17 protein-coding genes are annotated in these 16,264 nt (G+C 38.7%); all 17 read left to right on the top strand.

Going from position 1 to position 16,264, the window contains the following annotated elements:
* Positions 1 to 18 precede the first annotated feature (18 nt).
* The 17 genes from I2490_RS03240 (at position 19) to I2490_RS03160 (ending at position 16,258) form a co-directional block, all read left to right on the top strand.
* Complete coding sequence (locus I2490_RS03240) at positions 19 to 525, top strand: SLOG family protein (RefSeq protein ID WP_206458336.1); 507 nt, start codon at positions 19 to 21, stop codon at positions 523 to 525.
* Between the two features lie 36 nt (positions 526 to 561).
* Positions 562 to 2,250: an antirestriction protein ArdA gene (locus I2490_RS03235; RefSeq protein WP_206458335.1), complete on the top strand. Its 1,689-nt coding sequence runs from the start codon at positions 562 to 564 to the stop codon at positions 2,248 to 2,250.
* A 1-nt stretch (position 2,251) separates the two neighbouring features.
* A complete protein-coding gene (locus tag I2490_RS03230) occupies positions 2,252 to 2,533 on the top strand; it encodes a DUF4314 domain-containing protein (protein ID WP_206458334.1) in 282 nt (93 codons plus the stop codon).
* The gene (locus tag I2490_RS03225) at positions 2,530 to 3,723 is read left to right on the top strand and encodes a hypothetical protein (RefSeq protein ID WP_206458333.1); all 1,194 of its coding nucleotides are present in this window, start codon (positions 2,530 to 2,532) and stop codon (positions 3,721 to 3,723) included. Before I2490_RS03230 ends, I2490_RS03225 begins: the two co-directional genes overlap by 4 nt.
* Before the next feature lie 84 nt (positions 3,724 to 3,807).
* Positions 3,808 to 4,545, top strand: a complete 738-nt coding sequence (locus tag I2490_RS03220; RefSeq protein WP_206458332.1) for a BRO family protein — start codon at positions 3,808 to 3,810, stop codon at positions 4,543 to 4,545.
* Between the two features lie 88 nt (positions 4,546 to 4,633).
* The gene (locus I2490_RS03215; protein ID WP_206458331.1) at positions 4,634 to 5,596 is read left to right on the top strand and encodes a DNA adenine methylase; all 963 of its coding nucleotides are present in this window, start codon (positions 4,634 to 4,636) and stop codon (positions 5,594 to 5,596) included.
* A 13-nt stretch (positions 5,597 to 5,609) separates the two neighbouring features.
* Positions 5,610 to 6,089, top strand: a complete 480-nt coding sequence (locus I2490_RS03210; RefSeq protein ID WP_206458330.1) for a hypothetical protein — start codon at positions 5,610 to 5,612, stop codon at positions 6,087 to 6,089.
* Positions 6,082 to 6,819: a DUF3849 domain-containing protein gene (locus tag I2490_RS03205; RefSeq protein WP_206458329.1), complete on the top strand. Its 738-nt coding sequence runs from the start codon at positions 6,082 to 6,084 to the stop codon at positions 6,817 to 6,819. The genes I2490_RS03210 and I2490_RS03205 overlap by 8 nt, the downstream gene beginning before the upstream one ends.
* A gap of 13 nt (positions 6,820 to 6,832) precedes the next feature.
* A complete protein-coding gene (locus tag I2490_RS03200) occupies positions 6,833 to 7,390 on the top strand; it encodes a YodL domain-containing protein (protein WP_206458328.1) in 558 nt (185 codons plus the stop codon).
* 48 nt (positions 7,391 to 7,438) lie between these two features.
* Positions 7,439 to 7,780, top strand: coding sequence for a SpoVG family protein (locus tag I2490_RS03195; RefSeq protein WP_206458327.1), 342 nt, complete (start codon positions 7,439 to 7,441; stop codon positions 7,778 to 7,780).
* 17 nt (positions 7,781 to 7,797) lie between these two features.
* Positions 7,798 to 8,049 (top strand): DUF6133 family protein, encoded by a 252-nt coding sequence (locus I2490_RS03190; protein ID WP_330634550.1) that lies wholly within the window; start codon positions 7,798 to 7,800, stop codon positions 8,047 to 8,049.
* 12 nt (positions 8,050 to 8,061) lie between these two features.
* Positions 8,062 to 11,769 (top strand): S-layer homology domain-containing protein, encoded by a 3,708-nt coding sequence (locus I2490_RS03185; RefSeq protein WP_206458326.1) that lies wholly within the window; start codon positions 8,062 to 8,064, stop codon positions 11,767 to 11,769.
* An 11-nt stretch (positions 11,770 to 11,780) separates the two neighbouring features.
* Entirely contained in the window at positions 11,781 to 12,227 is a 447-nt protein-coding gene (locus I2490_RS03180; RefSeq protein WP_206458325.1) for a prepilin peptidase, read from the top strand.
* The gene (gene cpaB / locus I2490_RS03175; RefSeq protein WP_206458324.1) at positions 12,224 to 13,012 is read left to right on the top strand and encodes a Flp pilus assembly protein CpaB; all 789 of its coding nucleotides are present in this window, start codon (positions 12,224 to 12,226) and stop codon (positions 13,010 to 13,012) included. Before I2490_RS03180 ends, cpaB begins: the two co-directional genes overlap by 4 nt.
* The gene (locus tag I2490_RS03170; RefSeq protein WP_206458323.1) at positions 13,012 to 13,821 is read left to right on the top strand and encodes an AAA family ATPase; all 810 of its coding nucleotides are present in this window, start codon (positions 13,012 to 13,014) and stop codon (positions 13,819 to 13,821) included. The genes cpaB and I2490_RS03170 overlap by 1 nt, the downstream gene beginning before the upstream one ends.
* Complete coding sequence (locus tag I2490_RS03165; protein ID WP_330634549.1) at positions 13,815 to 15,332, top strand: CpaF/VirB11 family protein; 1,518 nt, start codon at positions 13,815 to 13,817, stop codon at positions 15,330 to 15,332. Before I2490_RS03170 ends, I2490_RS03165 begins: the two co-directional genes overlap by 7 nt.
* Entirely contained in the window at positions 15,329 to 16,258 is a 930-nt protein-coding gene (locus I2490_RS03160; protein ID WP_206458322.1) for a type II secretion system F family protein, read from the top strand. Before I2490_RS03165 ends, I2490_RS03160 begins: the two co-directional genes overlap by 4 nt.
* The last annotated feature ends 6 nt before the right edge of the window (positions 16,259 to 16,264 follow it).

Here is a 16,264-nt window from a genome sequence, read left to right as displayed (position 1 = left end):
TAAAGGAGGCATAAAACTATGCAGAAAAAAGAAAACGCTCTATGCTTCAGCGGTCATCGGAGTGAAAAGCTACCGCAAAGCAAAGAGCAAATTGAAAAACTTAAGGTAAGACTATGGGAAGAAATTGATGAGGCAATCGCAAATGGAGCAAACACATTCTACTTCGGAGCGTGTTATGGATTCGACTTACTATGTGCAGATACTGTACTGAAACGAAAAAAAGTGATTAAGCCCAATGATCCAAAAGCGATTACACTGATTGCTGTGATACCATTCGAAGAACAAGCAAAAAATTGGAATGAGGCAAATCGGGACAAGTATTATGACATCCTTGAGCAGTGTGATGAAGAGTTAATGCTGAATACATATTATCGCCCAGGCTGTTATAACCAAAGAAACCGATACATGGTGGACCACAGCAGTAAAATGATATGCTACTATGACGGCAGTAAAGGCGGTACAGCATATACCGTAAAATATGCCGAACAAAAAAATCTGCAAATTACAAACCTATATGAAAATTAACGAATCTGAGCCACTTTAAAAGGTGGCTCATTTTTAATGTCAAAAACAAGAATTGGAGGAATGAATTTGAGAATTTCAATCAAGAACCCTGTAAATGAAAGAACTGAAACCTTATGGTTTCCTTGGAAAGCTGAGGATTTTGAAAAAGTTTGTCTTGGCTTAGAAATCGCACCAAGCACAGAACCCAACTGTACTATTGTTGATGTATCCGATGAAAGGTTAGCTACTCTCCTAAAAGATAAGGCTTGCAACATTCATGAATTAGATTACCTAATGAAAAGATTGGACAGTTTCGATAACGATGAACTTCAAACATTTTATGCAGTGGCATATGCAGAAAAAGCGAAAACTACGGCAGAACTCATCAATATCACCTTTAACACGCACTGTTACAGCCTTGTAGCCGATTTCAGCGACCTTGATGCAGTAGGCAGGAAAATGTACTTAACAGAGGAAGGCGCGGTCAGTGAGGAAGAATTGCAAAGCTTTGACGGCAAATCGTATTTTGAAAAGATGCTTGCTCAAAACCAAATTCCAAAGGTTACTCCTTACGGAATTCTTTATCAAAACAAAAACCCCATACAGACAATTTATGACGGAATGCACTTTCCCCTGTATCATTGGCAAGATGAAATTGCAGAGTTAGAAGTGGGAAAAGACGGATATAGTCAATCTCTCTATCTGCCTTGTACCCAAATGCAGATAGAATATGTCTTGCTGAGATTGGATGCCGATTCTCTTTCAAAATGCAGTCTAAGCCTTACAAGTGACCACTTTTCAGACAGAATGCTTGATATCATAACTTCCGAAAAACCACTGTGCGAAAACATGGATGATATTAATCACCTAGCAAGTAAGTTTCGAGAGCTTGGCACACAAGAAGAAAGCTATTTTGAAAAGCTGATGGAATTTGTCAAGCCACATGATCAAAAGGACTTAAAAGCACTTCTCGACAGTATGTATGAGTTTGAACTCTTCCCTAATATCCATACCGCTGAGGAATACGGAAAGTACATTATCTGCGACAGCGGTCATTTTGAGTATGACGAAAACCTTGAAGAATATATAGACTTTAAGGCATATGGACGGCAGAAAATTGCAAACGAAAATGGTGCATTTACAGAAAAAGGATACATTCTCTATCACGGTTATAATTCAGAACTTGCACAGGTTCTATCGGAGCACCTTGGAATTGAAATTCCAAAACAAGACTTACAGGAGTTAAAACTGTATATGCCACTTCGTGCGACCACATATTATGATGAAAATAACTATGGTGACCTTTATCAAGTAGACTTTGAAATTGAGGTTTATCCTGATGAACTGGCGGAATATAAGGATGAAATTATGCAAGCGATTGAGAAAAATGCTTTGCCGGAAGAAACGGAACGTGGATTGATGAAATACTACAGCGAACAGGACAGCATCAATGCAAAGGTAAAAAGATATGATTTCTCAGTAGAAGAAGTAAATGGTCAGCTAATGGGAGTAGCCAACCTTATACTAAAAATTCCCCTTAATGACAATGAGCTTGTCAAAATAAAGGACGAAATTACGGGTCAAGCGAGTGATGGATGGGGCGAAGGTTTTGAGCAACGAGAGATTAAATGCAATGGTAAAGAAGTATACGTCAGCTTTTGGGGAGCAAAAAACTGGTGTTTACAGACGCCTGAGGAAATGGGAATAGAACAGCAAAATCATGATATGAAATTTGGAGGGATGTAAAATGAGAGGATATCCGACACAGGCACAAGTTGAAAGAATTAAACTGCAATATCCCGTTGGTACGAGATTAGAACTGCTTAGTATGTCAGATCCGTATTCACCTGTACCGCCCGGTACACAAGGAGAAGTAACTTCAGTTGACGATATGGGAACTCTGCACATGAAGTGGGACAATGGTCGTTCCCTTGGTGTGGTAGTAGGTGAAGATAGTTTCAAGGTGATTTCAAAGCCACAGGAAGAACAAACAGTGGATTCACCTAAGATGGGAGGAATGAGTCTATGAAAAAAGTAATGCAAGCAGAACTCTGCAATAAAAGCGGAAAGTTATATGCAAACATAGAACTCCCAGCCACTTTTGAAGAAATGAAGGACTGCTTGGAAAAAATACACAGCACATCTGAAGACAGCAAGGTTATTTCTGCGGAATGTTTAATTGAATATGACCTACTTGCCGAAAAAGCACTGGAGCCTTGCAGTCTGTATGAACTCAATCATTTTGCAGCGTTAGTAGAAAATTTAGATGAAGTGGATCAACAGCGGTTTGAAGCCTTGACGGCTATTACCTGTAAAAATGATACGGTAACGATAAGTGAACTCATCAATTTAGCAATGAATGTAAATGAAATAGATATGCACTATATCCCCGTTCTTAATGATAAGGAACTGGGAAATTTTTATATTGATAATGAGTTTGTATCACAGCTTGATAATCTTCCAACAGAAAAAGCAAATTGGTTACTTTCCCATATCGACAGCGAAAAAGTGGGTAAAGAAATGCGGGAACAAGAAAACGGCATTTATTGCGGCAGAGGTTATGCAGTCGTAAATGAAGAACTGAAACAGCTGTATAACGGAAACTTCCCTGTTCCTCAGCCTAAAAATTATGTGTTTCGATTAGAGATTGCCAAAGCACCCATAGGAGATATTCCAAATGATGAACATACCGTAACACTTACACTGCCAGCAAATAATACGAACATTATAACTGCTGTAAAGAAAGCTGGGGCAAGCACCCCACAAGAATGTGTGTTTTATGAGTATGAAAGCACCATACCACAACTGGAAGAAGTGTTTTATGATATGAGTGACTTATACACTCTCAATGAACTTGCAAGAAAAATTGAAACTATGAAAGCCTATGGAGATATTCCAAAATACAAGGCAATGCTGAGTACATTTGATAAATTCAATCTGCAGACTGCCGTAGAGGTTACGGAATATCTAAGTGAATTCACCTTGGAGTGTGGATGTGAAACTCCATCGGAATATGCAATAAAAATGCTGAAAGATATTGATATGCCTTTAAAAGATGACTTGCTTTTCTATCTTTCTACGGATGGGTACGGAACGGCATTGATGCAAAAAAACGGTGTGGAGAAAACACCCTATGGAATGTTAGTGCCTTTCTCTGGATTGACACTTTCTATGCAGATTGAACAAAACAAACCAACCATGACAATGGAAATGAAATGAATATAAAGCAATAACGGCCGACAGGAAGATGTGAAAGCATCAACTTGCCGGCCTTTTTTGTTTGTACGGAAAGGAAGAATGTGAATGCATGAACTAAAGATTTTTGAATACGAGGAATTCGGGCAGATAAGAACCTTGCTCATTGATGGTGAACCTTGGTTTGTGGGAAAAGATGTAGCACAAATTTTAAAATATAGCAATCCCCAAAAGGCAATCCGAGATCATGTTGACGAGGATGATAGGACGGTGAACGAAACGTTCACCGTCAACGGAACAAAAGGAACTCTTATTAATGAAAGTGGTCTTTATTCCCTTATTCTCTCCAGTAAACTACCTACCGCTAAGAAGTTTAAGCGTTGGGTAACTTCTGAAGTCCTCCCCTCTATTAGAGCCTATGGTGGATATATTACCAAAGCAAAGCTTGATGATATTTTCCATAATCCAGAAAACTTGTCGGTGTTTTTAAGACAGATGTTAAAGGTAGCGGAAGAAAATGAAAGACTGAAAGATGAAATTGACACGTTAGAACCCAAAGCAGATTACTTTGACACCTTGGTAGATAACAACTTGCTTGTTAATTTCCGCACTACCGCAAAGGAACTCGGTATTAAACCAATGAGATTTACTCAATTTCTGCTTGATAAAAAGTTTGTGTTTCGTGACACAAAGCAAGTCATTCACCCAATGCAGTCATTTGTTCATAGCGGACTTTTTGAAATCAAAGAGTTTTGCAGAAACGGACACAGTGGCACACAAACCCTTATCACGCCAAAAGGCAGACAGTATTTTATGGAACTTCTTATCGAGTGTGAGATTATATGAACACCGCAGAGTAAAGGCCGATTGTTTCACTGCAAATGCAGTAAAGCAGTCGGCCTTTTTTGTTTCTCAGAAAGAAGGTGATAGAAAAGTGAATAGCTTTATTTCATGGATTGGCGGGAAAAAGTCTCTAAGGAAGTTGTTATATAAGCTGTTTCCTAAAAAACATACTCGATATATAGAAGTGTTTGGTGGTGGCGGTTGGGTACTCTTTGGCAAAAGGCAGAGAAAGAATTGTATGGAGGTTTACAACGATTTTAATTCAAATCTTGTAAACCTTTTTTTATGTGTGAAAGAACGTCCACTTGCTTTTTTAAAAGAACTTGGATTTTTGCCTCTCTGTTCAAGAGATGAATTTGGAGTTCTTAGAAATTTTATTGAGCAGGAAGAGTTTACTGACGCATATATGGTTGAAGAACTGGAATTGGCAGAAAAATATATTGCTCCACCGTCTGCTGAAGAAATGAAACTTCTATATGAAAAGAAAACAGAGTTATACGAAGTAAAAAGAGCAGCAGCCTTTTTTAAGCTTATTAAGTACAGCTATGGCAGTAGTACAACATCCTTTGGAGGTCAACCCTGTGACATTCGAAAGTGTTTCAGAATTATATGGGAAGCCTCAGAAAGATTAAAAGACGTTGTTATAGAAAACAAGGACTTTGAGGACTTAATCAAGCAGTATGACAGAGATGGTGCATTCATCTATTGCGATCCGCCTTATTTTGGAACAGAAGGGCATTATTCTGTGGGATTTGCAAAAGAGAACCATGTAAGACTTCGAGATACGCTTTCAGAGTGCAAGGGATTATGGATGGTGTCGTATAACGATTGTGAGTACATCAGAGAACTGTATAAGGATTTTTATATTCGCTCTGCTGTTCGTATCAATAATTTGGCTCAGCGTTATGAAGGAGGTGCCGAGTACAGTGAATTGATTATTACAAATTATGATCCAAAGAAGATGATTATGGAGGATTTGAGCTTTCAAATGAACCTTTTCTCTAATTTGGAGGACGAGGACGAACAGTTTGAATATTACTTAAAAGAGGATTAGGAGGAATATGTACATGAAAAAATTAAATGAACAGCAAGGCTTGGTTGTTGAAAATGAAATGATAGAATTTGCAAACTTAGGTGATGAAGTAGTTCTTACCGCAGTAGACCGCCTTATTATACTGACAAAGGCAAAAATGACGGCAATGGATATGGTAAAAACCATTGAAACGTTTACGGATATCACTCAAAATCTGCTCGAAGTCTTAGCAAAAAATTGTGGTACTTGTGAGGATTGCGGCCATTGTGAAGAAATGGATACAGAAAATATCAAACTCCCCGACTATATGCTCGAAACCGCAGGAATTCCAAAAGATACAAAACTGGTTGCATATGCTGAGGAAGACAGCGGAATTGTGCGTGTGGAACAAGCAGAATACGACCATGATATTGCAGATATTCCCGAAGATATTCGTGAATTACTTTATAACTATGGAATTTGTATGGGCGAACTTGATGCTTTGCTTGTAAAGGGGGAACTTCTTCATGGATAAAAATTATGTATATCCGTACAGCTTTCAGTTTGCAAAGGAAAATCAAGAACTTGATTTATATAAGGAGTCCCATAAAGCAAATGTAGAGTGTAGAAATGCCATTGAAAAAGTCATTGCCCAGAATTTTAATGGCTTAAGGCTTGCAAAAAATACAGCAGAACAAGTAATTTCACAGTTTGGATATGACAGAGTCAACTTTGTTCTTGCCAATTCCGTACAGCAAAAAAATCATGATGGCAGATTTTCTCGTGAGAATAAGGATTGGGCAAAAAGCTTTTATATTTCTCCCGATAAGATTCAAGGATTTGATAAACGTTTGGAGTTTGCCGTGGATAGCCACCCTGCTGTACTGGATGGATTTATTAACCAAGCAATACGAGCCTACCAAGATTTAAACTTGTGGGAGCCAAAACACTGCAATGATCCAACAGGGCTTAACTTTGAGGGTAAGGTGATGGTACTTCGTCCCACAAACCTCAAAGATGAGTATAAAAATCCTCGTGACCAGCTTGTTTTATGTGAGGGCGGCTTTGGCTGCTCTCCTACGGCAAGTGGAAGAAAGGTGTTCGGCAGATTTCTTTCCGATGGCGAAAAGTGCCAATATGAACGCAGCGACTTTATCGGAGAGCTGAAAACCGAGCACCTCCCAGATTGGGCATTGGAAAAGCTAAATGAGATAGGAGTGAACATGGAGGAAAATCAAGATATGGGAGGAATAAAAATGCAGTAATGAGGAGGATTTTATGGATAGTATTAAACTCAAAAACCGCTGTATTTATTACTATGGCAGTCCTGCGGGATATATAAAGGACGGCAAAGCTTCAGTAGATACCATGTTTGATTGCGAGGAGCTGAAAGTATGGTGCGAAAAGAGAAATTATGAAATCAATGTTATGGAGGGCATCTTTGATAAGCTTTCCAAAGGCGAAAAAATTGCTGAGTTAAATGAAGATTACAAGCCACTTAAAAAAGTCCGAATTTGGCAGTTAAATGCTGATTCGGATTTTTCTATGCGTTTTATCTCATTGGAGGAATTTCAAAAGAAGTTCGGTGAGCCGACCGCTGAGCATTACAAAGCTTTATTTGATGGTGAACTCGATACAAATGATTTGGAATCTATCTATACCGTATGCAACATAAATCATCCAAAAGGCTACAATGGGCATTCTCTTTCTATGTCTGATGTAGTGGAGCTTTACGATGATACAAGCAGAAGTTTTTACTATGTGGACAGATTTGGATTTAAAGAAATCGGCTTTATAGAGCCAAACTTACAACAAGAAATGGGAATGCAGATGTAAAAACTGTATTCCTTTTTCTTATGACTAAAAAACAGGAGGAACAAGAAAATGAAACAAAACAACGAACTTCACTATGATGTGAAAATTCAAAGCATCCGCCCCGACGGTAAGTTTAGAGCGATGGCAAATGTCAATATAAATGGCGCATTTGCAATTCGTGGAATTAAGCTTATGGAAGGTCAAAAGGGATTGTTTGTATCTATGCCAAATTACAAAACACAACGTGGTGAGTATATTGACATCTGCTTTCCTATTACTGCAGAAGCTAGAAATGATTTGAAGAATGTGGTCATTGAAGCTTATGAAATTACTCTTACCCAAGGACAGAAACAAAAAGAAGAACAATCAGTAGAACGGGAGCAAAATTCTGCTCCAACAATGACAATGTAAATTAGGAGGATACGATTATGAAGAAAATTATTTGTTTTGCAAATAAAAAGATGACTGAGGCTAAAGCGTTTTTTATGTTTCAGACAATGAAAATGAAAGCTGCCGCTTTAAATAACAGCGGTGAAAATTATGTGGACAGTGCAGTGAAAATCTTGATTGCAGTTGTACTTGGCGGTCTGCTTCTTGCAGGACTTTATGCTTTATTCGGAGATGTTGTAATGCCGACACTAAAAAGCAAAATCCAAGAAATGTTTAACTACCAAGGTTAACGGAGGGATAATATGAATCAGAAATTTAAAAGGACTTCTTCTTTTCTGCTCATAGCCTGCCTTATCGTTTCAATGTTTGCAGGAAGTGCATATGCTATGCATTTATACTTTGAAGATGCAAAAGGACACTGGGCGGAAGAAGCAATTCAAAAACTTACAGAGCAAGGTATTGTTACTGGTTTTCCCGATGGTCTTTGCCATCCAGATGAAACCATTACCCGTGGAGAGTTTACAGCACTTCTTGCAAGAACGTTAAAGATAGCTGAGGATAAGGAATATCCAGCTTCTTCTTTTACGGATATTGAAAGTCATTGGTCAGAGGGTAATATCTTATTTCTTGTAAGTAAGGAAATTATTGAAGAATCTGATTACAAAGAGAATTTATTTAAGCCTGATGAACCTATTACCAGAATGGAAATTGTAAAGATGTTGGTTCGTGCATTAGGTACGAACTGCCACAGCGAAGATTGTACTTGTAAGCTTGATTTTACAGACATTCAGCTTTTGAACAAAGAGGATAAGTTGTATCTTTGCATTGGTGGAAAGTATTATATTATCAATGGCTACCCTGATAAAACAGTAAAGCCAAATGATACAGCTACACGTGCGGAAGCCTTTCAAATGCTTGTGAAAGAAGAAAAAGCAAAAGAACAGATAAAAAAAGAGGATCAACAGCCACCTGTTGCAAAACCAGAAGAAAAACCTTCCCATGGGAACAGCAGTGGCGGCAGTTCCTCCTATGTTCCTGAACCACAGTTTAGCTTTACTCTTCCAAAGACAATGTATGTAGGAGAATCCATTACCATTGTACCGCAAGGCAAATATGTAAATTCTGTCGTTTGGTCTGTCAGCAAGAATGATCTTCCCATTGAATTTTCCAAGTCCTTTGAGGGTGAGCTGAAAGCTGATGGAGGTACAATCAAAGCAAAAGATACAGGTACTTATGCTATTACAGCAACAGCTAAAAACAGCCGTGGCAGAAAAATTACATGTAAACAGATTATATCCGTCTACCCTGTTATAACTGCAGATTTTACTTTGCCGAATACAGCACATACCGATACAAGTATTGCCGTAGATTTAAAAGCTGAAAACCTTAGCAGTAACTCTGTTGTATGGACTCTTACGAAAGATGGTAAATCTGCAGAAATAACAGATTCCCTTGTAGGCGAGCTTAGTAATACTGGTGGAACGGTGCAATTTAAAGAAAAAGGAATTTACACTCTAACCGCCACTATTACTGATGAAATCGGAAAGGTTGTGACTGTTTCTCATGAAATCACGGTCTATCCTGTGGCTGAGGTAAAACTTAACTTACCGAATGTAACACATACCGATAAAACAATTATTCTTACGACAGAGATTAAAAACAGTGATAATTTGTCACCATCATGGAGACTAACAAAAGACGGAAAAGAAGTTGAGATTGAAAAATATATCAAAGGGAACCTTGCTTTAAGTGACAGCATTATTCGTTTCACAGAAAAAGGTGTCTATCAGCTGTCGGTTACATTAACCGATAAAGCAGGCAGAAAATTCACCAATACCGCAAAAGTTACGGTTTATCCCGTAGGCTCTGTAGGATTTTATCTTCCGACTATTATGCATACTGATGATATGGTTAAGGTGGAAACCACTTTAGGCGAAATTGGGGATAAAACTGCCATATGGACACTCTCAAAAGATGAACAGAAAGTTTCTCTTACTGATTGTTTAAGTGGCAGCTTGACAAATGATGGTGGCAATATTCGTTTTAAAGAAAAAGGAAACTATGTTTTAAAAGCCTCATTTACTGATGACGGTGGCAGAAGTTATTCCTATGAGCAAAATATCAAAGTATACCCTGTACCTACTTTGACTTATTCAGCACCGAAGTATGCACATACCGATACGGAGATTGAGATTACGGTAACCAGTACAGATTTAGACGGTCTTACCTTGGAGTGGCTTGTAGATAATACCTTTGGTTACCAAGATTGGAACACTTTTGTCAATGGAAAACTTAATAATAATGGTGGTTTAATCTATTTCAAGAGAGCAGGCATTTATGAACTTGTGTGCCGAGTTACCGATGAAACAGGCAGAGTATTTCTTTTTGAACCAAAGAAAACTACAGAGGTTCTGCCTATTCTTGCAATTGGATTTGAACTGCCAAAAGCGGCCTATACCGATACGGAAATAGATCTTCGCACAAGCGGTCATAACAACACACTTCCCGTGGAATGGATAGTAATGAAAAATGGTGAAAAGAAATCTCTTGAAATGGTTCTTGACGGTAACCTCAATGCTCTTGGAGGTAAGGTAAGATTCAAAGAGCATGGAGAGTTTGTATTAACCGCAGACATGATAGATTTACTTGGCAGAAAGTATTCTCACAGTGAAAGCATTACGATTATGCCTGTATTGGATTTTGGCTTTACCATGCCAAATCAAATTCATTATGGTAAGGAGTTCAATGTAAAAGTCAGCAAATCCGAACATATCGAAAATGCAAAGATTACATGGATACTTAGCAAAAACGGTGCTCCTGTAAGTTACACTGGAGTGCTGACAGATAAGGGCGGCTCAATCTCGATTTCTGATACAGGTGAATTTGCTCTTACTTCTGTTTCAACCGACCGTTTGGGAAGAGAAAGCAGATGTACACAGAAAATTACCGTAACCAATACGGCTCCCCAAATTTCTGAGTTTACAGCAACCCCAACAAGAACTGCAAAAGATGGAAAGTTTCTTGTAAATATTTCTGCCACAGCAAGTGATCCGGATGAAGATGCCACTGTGCTTGAATGGCAAGGCAAAAATGCAGACGGTTACTATGCGGTGGGAACATATACGGTTAAGGTTCGTGCAAAGGATATAGCGGGGACTTATTCCCAATGGGTAGAAAAGTCATTTACAGTTGCAAATTCAGCACCTAATATCACAAATTTTACAGTAACCCCAACAAGAACTGCAAAAGATGGTAAGTTTCTTGTAAACATCTCTGCTACAGCAAGCGATGCAGATGGAGATGAAACCATACTTGAATGGCAAGGCAAAAATGCAGACAGTTATTATGCGGTAGGAACGTATACGGTTAAAGTTCGTGCAAAGGATACAGCGGGGACTTATTCCGAATGGTCAGAAAAGTCATTTATAGTTGCAAACTCAGCACCTACAAGACCAATCATAACGAGAACGCCAAATGGTAACAGTGTAGCACCGGGTACACCCGTTACTATTAAAGCACAAAGCACTGACCCCGATGGTGATAACATTACCTATGTGTGGGAGAACAGACCAAGCCAAACAAGTACTTATCCTCTTGGGAAAAATGTAGTGAGAGTAAAGGCAGTTGACAGCACTGGTGCTGAATCTCCATGGTCAGCCATTGTATTCTTTGTTGCCGATTCAAACGGATCAGGTGGAATGACACTAACAGGCCCCGACTCTACTATCTTGGAAAACGGAATTGAGGGTGCAACCATCACCAAATACACGTTTACTGTTCCGCCTGTCAGTGGGCATAGTGGCAATGATTTTGGTAGAGTAAAAGGGTACAACATTCTAACAAAGCAATGGGACCAGCTTGATTACGGAACTACAAGCAATGGCATCAACTTTGAGCGAAGCTTAACAAGTGGACTTTATTCCAAACTGGAGTTCTACTACTATACCAATCATAATTGCATGTACAACAAATCAAACATCACATACAGCGTAGAATATTTCTTCGAATAATGGAGGTTTTTGTGGCGTATCAGTGCATTATACAAGCTATCTTATTTAGTATTTTGCTTATAATCATTTCCGTTATTGATGTCAGAAATAGAGAAATCCCGCCTATTTATTGTGTGGCGATTGCACTTTGTTCGGTGCTTGATTTTAAGACGGAAAATCTGTTGGGATTAGGCATTGCTCTTATTTTATGGGTATGTGCAGCATTTATATGTCCCAATATGCTTGGCGGCGGTGACATTAAACTCACCGCCGCTGTAAGTCTTGTTCTTGGATTTACAGCCACGGCTTACGGAATCATTATTGGCTTTACACTGGAACTCATTTGTTTTTCAGTGATAAAGCATCAAAAGAAGCTATCAGAGCAAGAGGCAAAGAATTACTCCATGCCACTTGCTCCTTTTTTATCCATTGGTTTTTTAACCACATGTTTTATAAACTTGGGAGGACTTAGTATATGAAGATTTTTAAAAACAGAACAACACTTGGCATTCTCTGCATTGTAATATCTTTGCTTATCTGCTTTGGAATTACACCGCTTTTCAATAAAACAATCAGTCAGAAGACAGAAATTGTGAGAGTTGCAAAGGAAATCAAGTTGGGCGATAAAATAACAAAGGATATGGTGCAGACTGTGGAAGTAGGCGGATATAACCTGCCCGAAAATGTTATTAAAAACAAAGATACAGTTATTGGCAGGTTTGCAGCTGCTGATTTATCTGTTGGGGATTATATCTTAAACACAAAGATATCCAAAACACCTGAACAAGATAACGCATATCTATATCGCTTAAATGGTGAGAAGCAGGCAATTTCGCTGACACTTAAAACCTTTGCAAGCGGTCTTTCTGGCAAGCTTCAAAGCGGAGATATTGTTTCAGTGATTGCACCTGATTACAAAAAACAAGGGATGACCGTTATTCCGCCCGAACTAAAATATATCGAAGTGATTTCGGTTACTGCTCCAAGCGGTTACGATGCCAACCAGCGTGACGCTGGACCCAATTCGCCTTCGGCAGAGGACGAAAAGGAGCTACCTACCACTGTTACTCTTCTTGCTACAGCAGAACAAAGTAATATCTTAGCAGAACTTGAGTCAGACGGAAAAAGCCATGTTTCTCTTGTTTATCGTGGTGATTCAAAGCAAGCGGAAAAGTTTATTTCTATCCAAGAAGAAGTGCTTTATAAACTTTATCATTCAGAGATCAGCACAGAGTCTACACAAGAAAATGAGGTGGTGCAGTAATGAATTTTATGAAAGACTCCATTTTTTCACGAGGTCAAACGCAGAAAGTACCAAAAGAACAGGCATTGCATGGCGGTGTTCTTGCTGTTTGGGGAAGTCCTTCAAGTGGTAAAACAACTGTTGCTGTAAAGCTTGCAAAATACCTTACAGATAAAAAGAAAAATGTAGTACTGGTGCTTTGTGATACGACCGCACCCATGCTCCCCTGTATATGCCCGCCCTCAGATTTAGAATGCGAAAAATCACTGGGAAGCATCTTAGCCGCACAACATGTTACCGAATCACTGGTGAAATATCATATGATTACCCATAAGAAGATGGACTACCTCACCAGTCTTGGTATGCTAAAGGGAGAAAACGAATATTCCTATGCACCTTATAACGAAACACAGGCAAAAGAACTCATTGCAAGTCTTAGAAAAATTGCACCCTTTGTCATAATTGACTGTGGAAGTTATATTGCAAGTGATATTCTCTCTGCTGTTGCCTTGATAGATTGTGATTCTATGTTAAGGCTTGCAAATTGTGATTTAAAATCTATCAGTTATTTATCCAGTCAGCTATCTATTTTGCAAACTACAGGACTTGACTTTGAAAAACAGTATAAATGTGCATCAAATGTGAAATCAAATCACGGTATCGAACATATGGCGGGTGCTATGGGTAGTCTTACTTTTCAAATTCCGCATTCAGATGAGGTGGAACAGCAGTACTTGGAAGGCAATCTTTTTGCAGATTTGACTTTAAAAGACAGCCGAGAATTTCGCAAGGAGATTGAAAAAATCGCAAGGGAGGTGTTCGGGTGTTAAAAAAGATTATAGACTTCTTTTTCAAAAGAAAAGAGAAAAATCCAAAGAACAATGCTTATGAACCAAACAATAAAGCTGCCTCGATATGTAATAGAGCCAATGAACTGCTTGCAGTACCAAATGAAATAACAAGTCCTGTGGAGCTTGGTGTTAAGAAGAACACTCACTCTTTATTTTTTGCTCAAGAGTGCGAGTATAGGGAGTTTTCACATGTACTAAAACAGGTTCAGGAGTATATATCGGAAAACTATGCGAACCTCATTACCGACAGCAATTTAGAAGATGCCAAAGAACAGATGAAACGCTATATCGGCAAGTATGTTATGGATGAGAAAATTGCTGTTAAGGGAATGAATGAAAATGAGATAATTGATGCGCTCTATACTGAAATGGCGGAGTATGGCTTTTTAACCAAATATATCTTCGGAAAAAACATTGAGGAAATAGATATCAACTCTTGGCAAGATATTGAGGTACAGTATTCTGATGGCAGAACGGTAAAGCTTGATGAGCATTTTGATTCACCGGAACATGCTGTCAATGTGATTCGGAGAATGCTCCATGTATCTGGAATGGTTTTGGATAATGCAAGTCCTGCAGTTCTCGGGCACCTTTCAAAAAATATCCGTATTGCCGCCTTAAAGACACCTCTTGTGGATGAAGATGTTGGCATTTCGGCATCCATTCGTATTGTAAATCCACAAAGTATGAAGAAAGAGGATTTTGTACAAGGTGGAACGGCTACCGATGAAATGCTGAATATGCTGTCACAGCTTGTTAGATACGGTATTTCCGTTTGTATTGCAGGGGCAACTTCAAGCGGTAAAACCACAGTGCTTGGATGGCTGTTGACAACAATCCCAAACGGAAAACGAATTTATACCATCGAAAACGGTTCAAGAGAGCTTAATCTTGCACGATATGAAAATGGTAAAGCTGTGAATTCGGTTATCCACACGATTACAAGGGATAGTGATAATGATAAGCAAAAAATTGATCAAATCACACTTCTTGATATGGCACTTCGTTTTAATCCTGATATTGCAGTAATCGGAGAAATGCGAGGTCCCGAAGCCAATGCAGGTCAAGAGGCGGCAAGAACAGGTATTGCTGTTATTACAACTCTTCATGCAAATTCAGCTGTTGCAGTTTATCCAAGAATGGTATCACTTTGTAAACGTGCAGTGGATATGGATGATAAGACATTGTACGGATATGTAACAGAGGCATATCCAATCGTGGTATTCTGTAAACAGCTTGAAAACAAGCAAAGACGCATGATGGAGATTATGGAATGTGAAATTATGCCCGATGGAACGAGGAATTTTCGCAGCTTATATCAGTACATTGTTACGGAAAATAAAATTGATGAAAACGGTAATTTTGTAATTGAAGGGAATCACAAACGTATACATGGCATTTCCGACAGCTTAGCAAAACGACTGCTGGAAAACGGTATGCCTCTTGAAATGATTAACACCTTACAGAAAGCTGAGGTGAGCGACAATTGAATATAATTTTATTAACTGCCTGTATCGGAATGATAACAGGCTTTTTTATTTTATTTTCCCTATCTCTTTCGGAGTTTACAGATGGAGTTTTTAAATCCTTTTTAAACGGTCCCAAAAGCCTAAAGGAAGAAATCAATGAAACTACGGATAGAAAAAAGGTTGGTTTCTTTAAACAAGAGATAAAAGAGGTACAGGAAATTTTAAAAATAACTGGTCGAGCAAGCCGTTTCCCAATGCTTTGTATGCTTTCACTTGCTTTGTTTGCAGTTGGAACATCCATAGCGATTATGATGGGCAACTTTTTCCTTGTGCCTGTTCTTGCAGTGGGAATGATGCTTTTGCCTTTTTGGTATGTTCGACTTACTCAAACTCATTTTAAAAAGGACATTGCCGCAGAACTTGAAACAGCACTGTCTATCATTACCACCTCATATCTAAGAAATGAGGACATTTTGACAGCGGTGGAGGAAAACATAAACTACTTAAATCCGCCTGAGCTTTCCATCTTCAAAGGATTTGTTTATGGGATTAAGATGATCAATCCAGACATTAATACAGGGTTGCAAAATATTAGAAAGCAGATTGACAACGCTGTCTTTCGAGAATGGTGCGATGCGTTAATTGCGTGTCAGCATGATAGAAGTCTTAAAAGCACATTGACACCGATTGTATCAAAACTTTCTGATATGCGGGTAGTAAACGGCGAACTTGAAAATTTGGTATTTGAGCCAAGAAAAGAGTTTATTACGATGCAGATGTTGGTGCTTTGCAATATTCCTCTGCTGTATTTTCTAAACAAGGATTGGTATCACACTCTAATACACACCATCCCAGGACAGATTGTGCTTGCGGTTTGTTTTATCATAATGTTTGTATCTATGGCATTTGTGATTAAACTGACACAACCCGTTGAGTACAGGAGGTGAAAAGTA

Origin of the sequence: Anaerovorax sp. IOR16, assembly GCF_017168145.1 — a bacterium.
Taxonomy (GTDB): domain Bacteria; phylum Bacillota; class Clostridia; order Peptostreptococcales; family Anaerovoracaceae; genus IOR16.
Note: the sequence above shows the minus strand (reverse complement) of the source record. Positions and strands in the feature narration are given on the sequence as shown.

Bases quoted from the DNA above. Each gene is read 5' to 3' on its own strand.
- I2490_RS03240 (WP_206458336.1), top strand. From the start codon at position 19: ATGCAGAAAAAAGAAAACGCTCTATGCTTCAGCGGTCATCGGAGTGAA.
- I2490_RS03235 (WP_206458335.1), top strand. From the start codon at position 562: ATGTCAAAAACAAGAATTGGAGGAATGAATTTGAGAATTTCAATCAAG.
- I2490_RS03230 (WP_206458334.1), top strand. From the start codon at position 2,252: ATGAGAGGATATCCGACACAGGCACAAGTTGAAAGAATTAAACTGCAA.
- I2490_RS03225 (WP_206458333.1), top strand. From the start codon at position 2,530: ATGAAAAAAGTAATGCAAGCAGAACTCTGCAATAAAAGCGGAAAGTTA.
- I2490_RS03220 (WP_206458332.1), top strand. From the start codon at position 3,808: ATGCATGAACTAAAGATTTTTGAATACGAGGAATTCGGGCAGATAAGA.
- I2490_RS03210 (WP_206458330.1), top strand. From the start codon at position 5,610: ATGAAAAAATTAAATGAACAGCAAGGCTTGGTTGTTGAAAATGAAATG.
- I2490_RS03205 (WP_206458329.1), top strand. From the start codon at position 6,082: ATGGATAAAAATTATGTATATCCGTACAGCTTTCAGTTTGCAAAGGAA.
- I2490_RS03200 (WP_206458328.1), top strand. From the start codon at position 6,833: ATGGATAGTATTAAACTCAAAAACCGCTGTATTTATTACTATGGCAGT.
- I2490_RS03195 (WP_206458327.1), top strand. From the start codon at position 7,439: ATGAAACAAAACAACGAACTTCACTATGATGTGAAAATTCAAAGCATC.
- I2490_RS03190 (WP_330634550.1), top strand. From the start codon at position 7,798: ATGAAGAAAATTATTTGTTTTGCAAATAAAAAGATGACTGAGGCTAAA.
- I2490_RS03185 (WP_206458326.1), top strand. From the start codon at position 8,062: ATGAATCAGAAATTTAAAAGGACTTCTTCTTTTCTGCTCATAGCCTGC.
- cpaB (WP_206458324.1), top strand. From the start codon at position 12,224: ATGAAGATTTTTAAAAACAGAACAACACTTGGCATTCTCTGCATTGTA.
- I2490_RS03170 (WP_206458323.1), top strand. From the start codon at position 13,012: ATGAATTTTATGAAAGACTCCATTTTTTCACGAGGTCAAACGCAGAAA.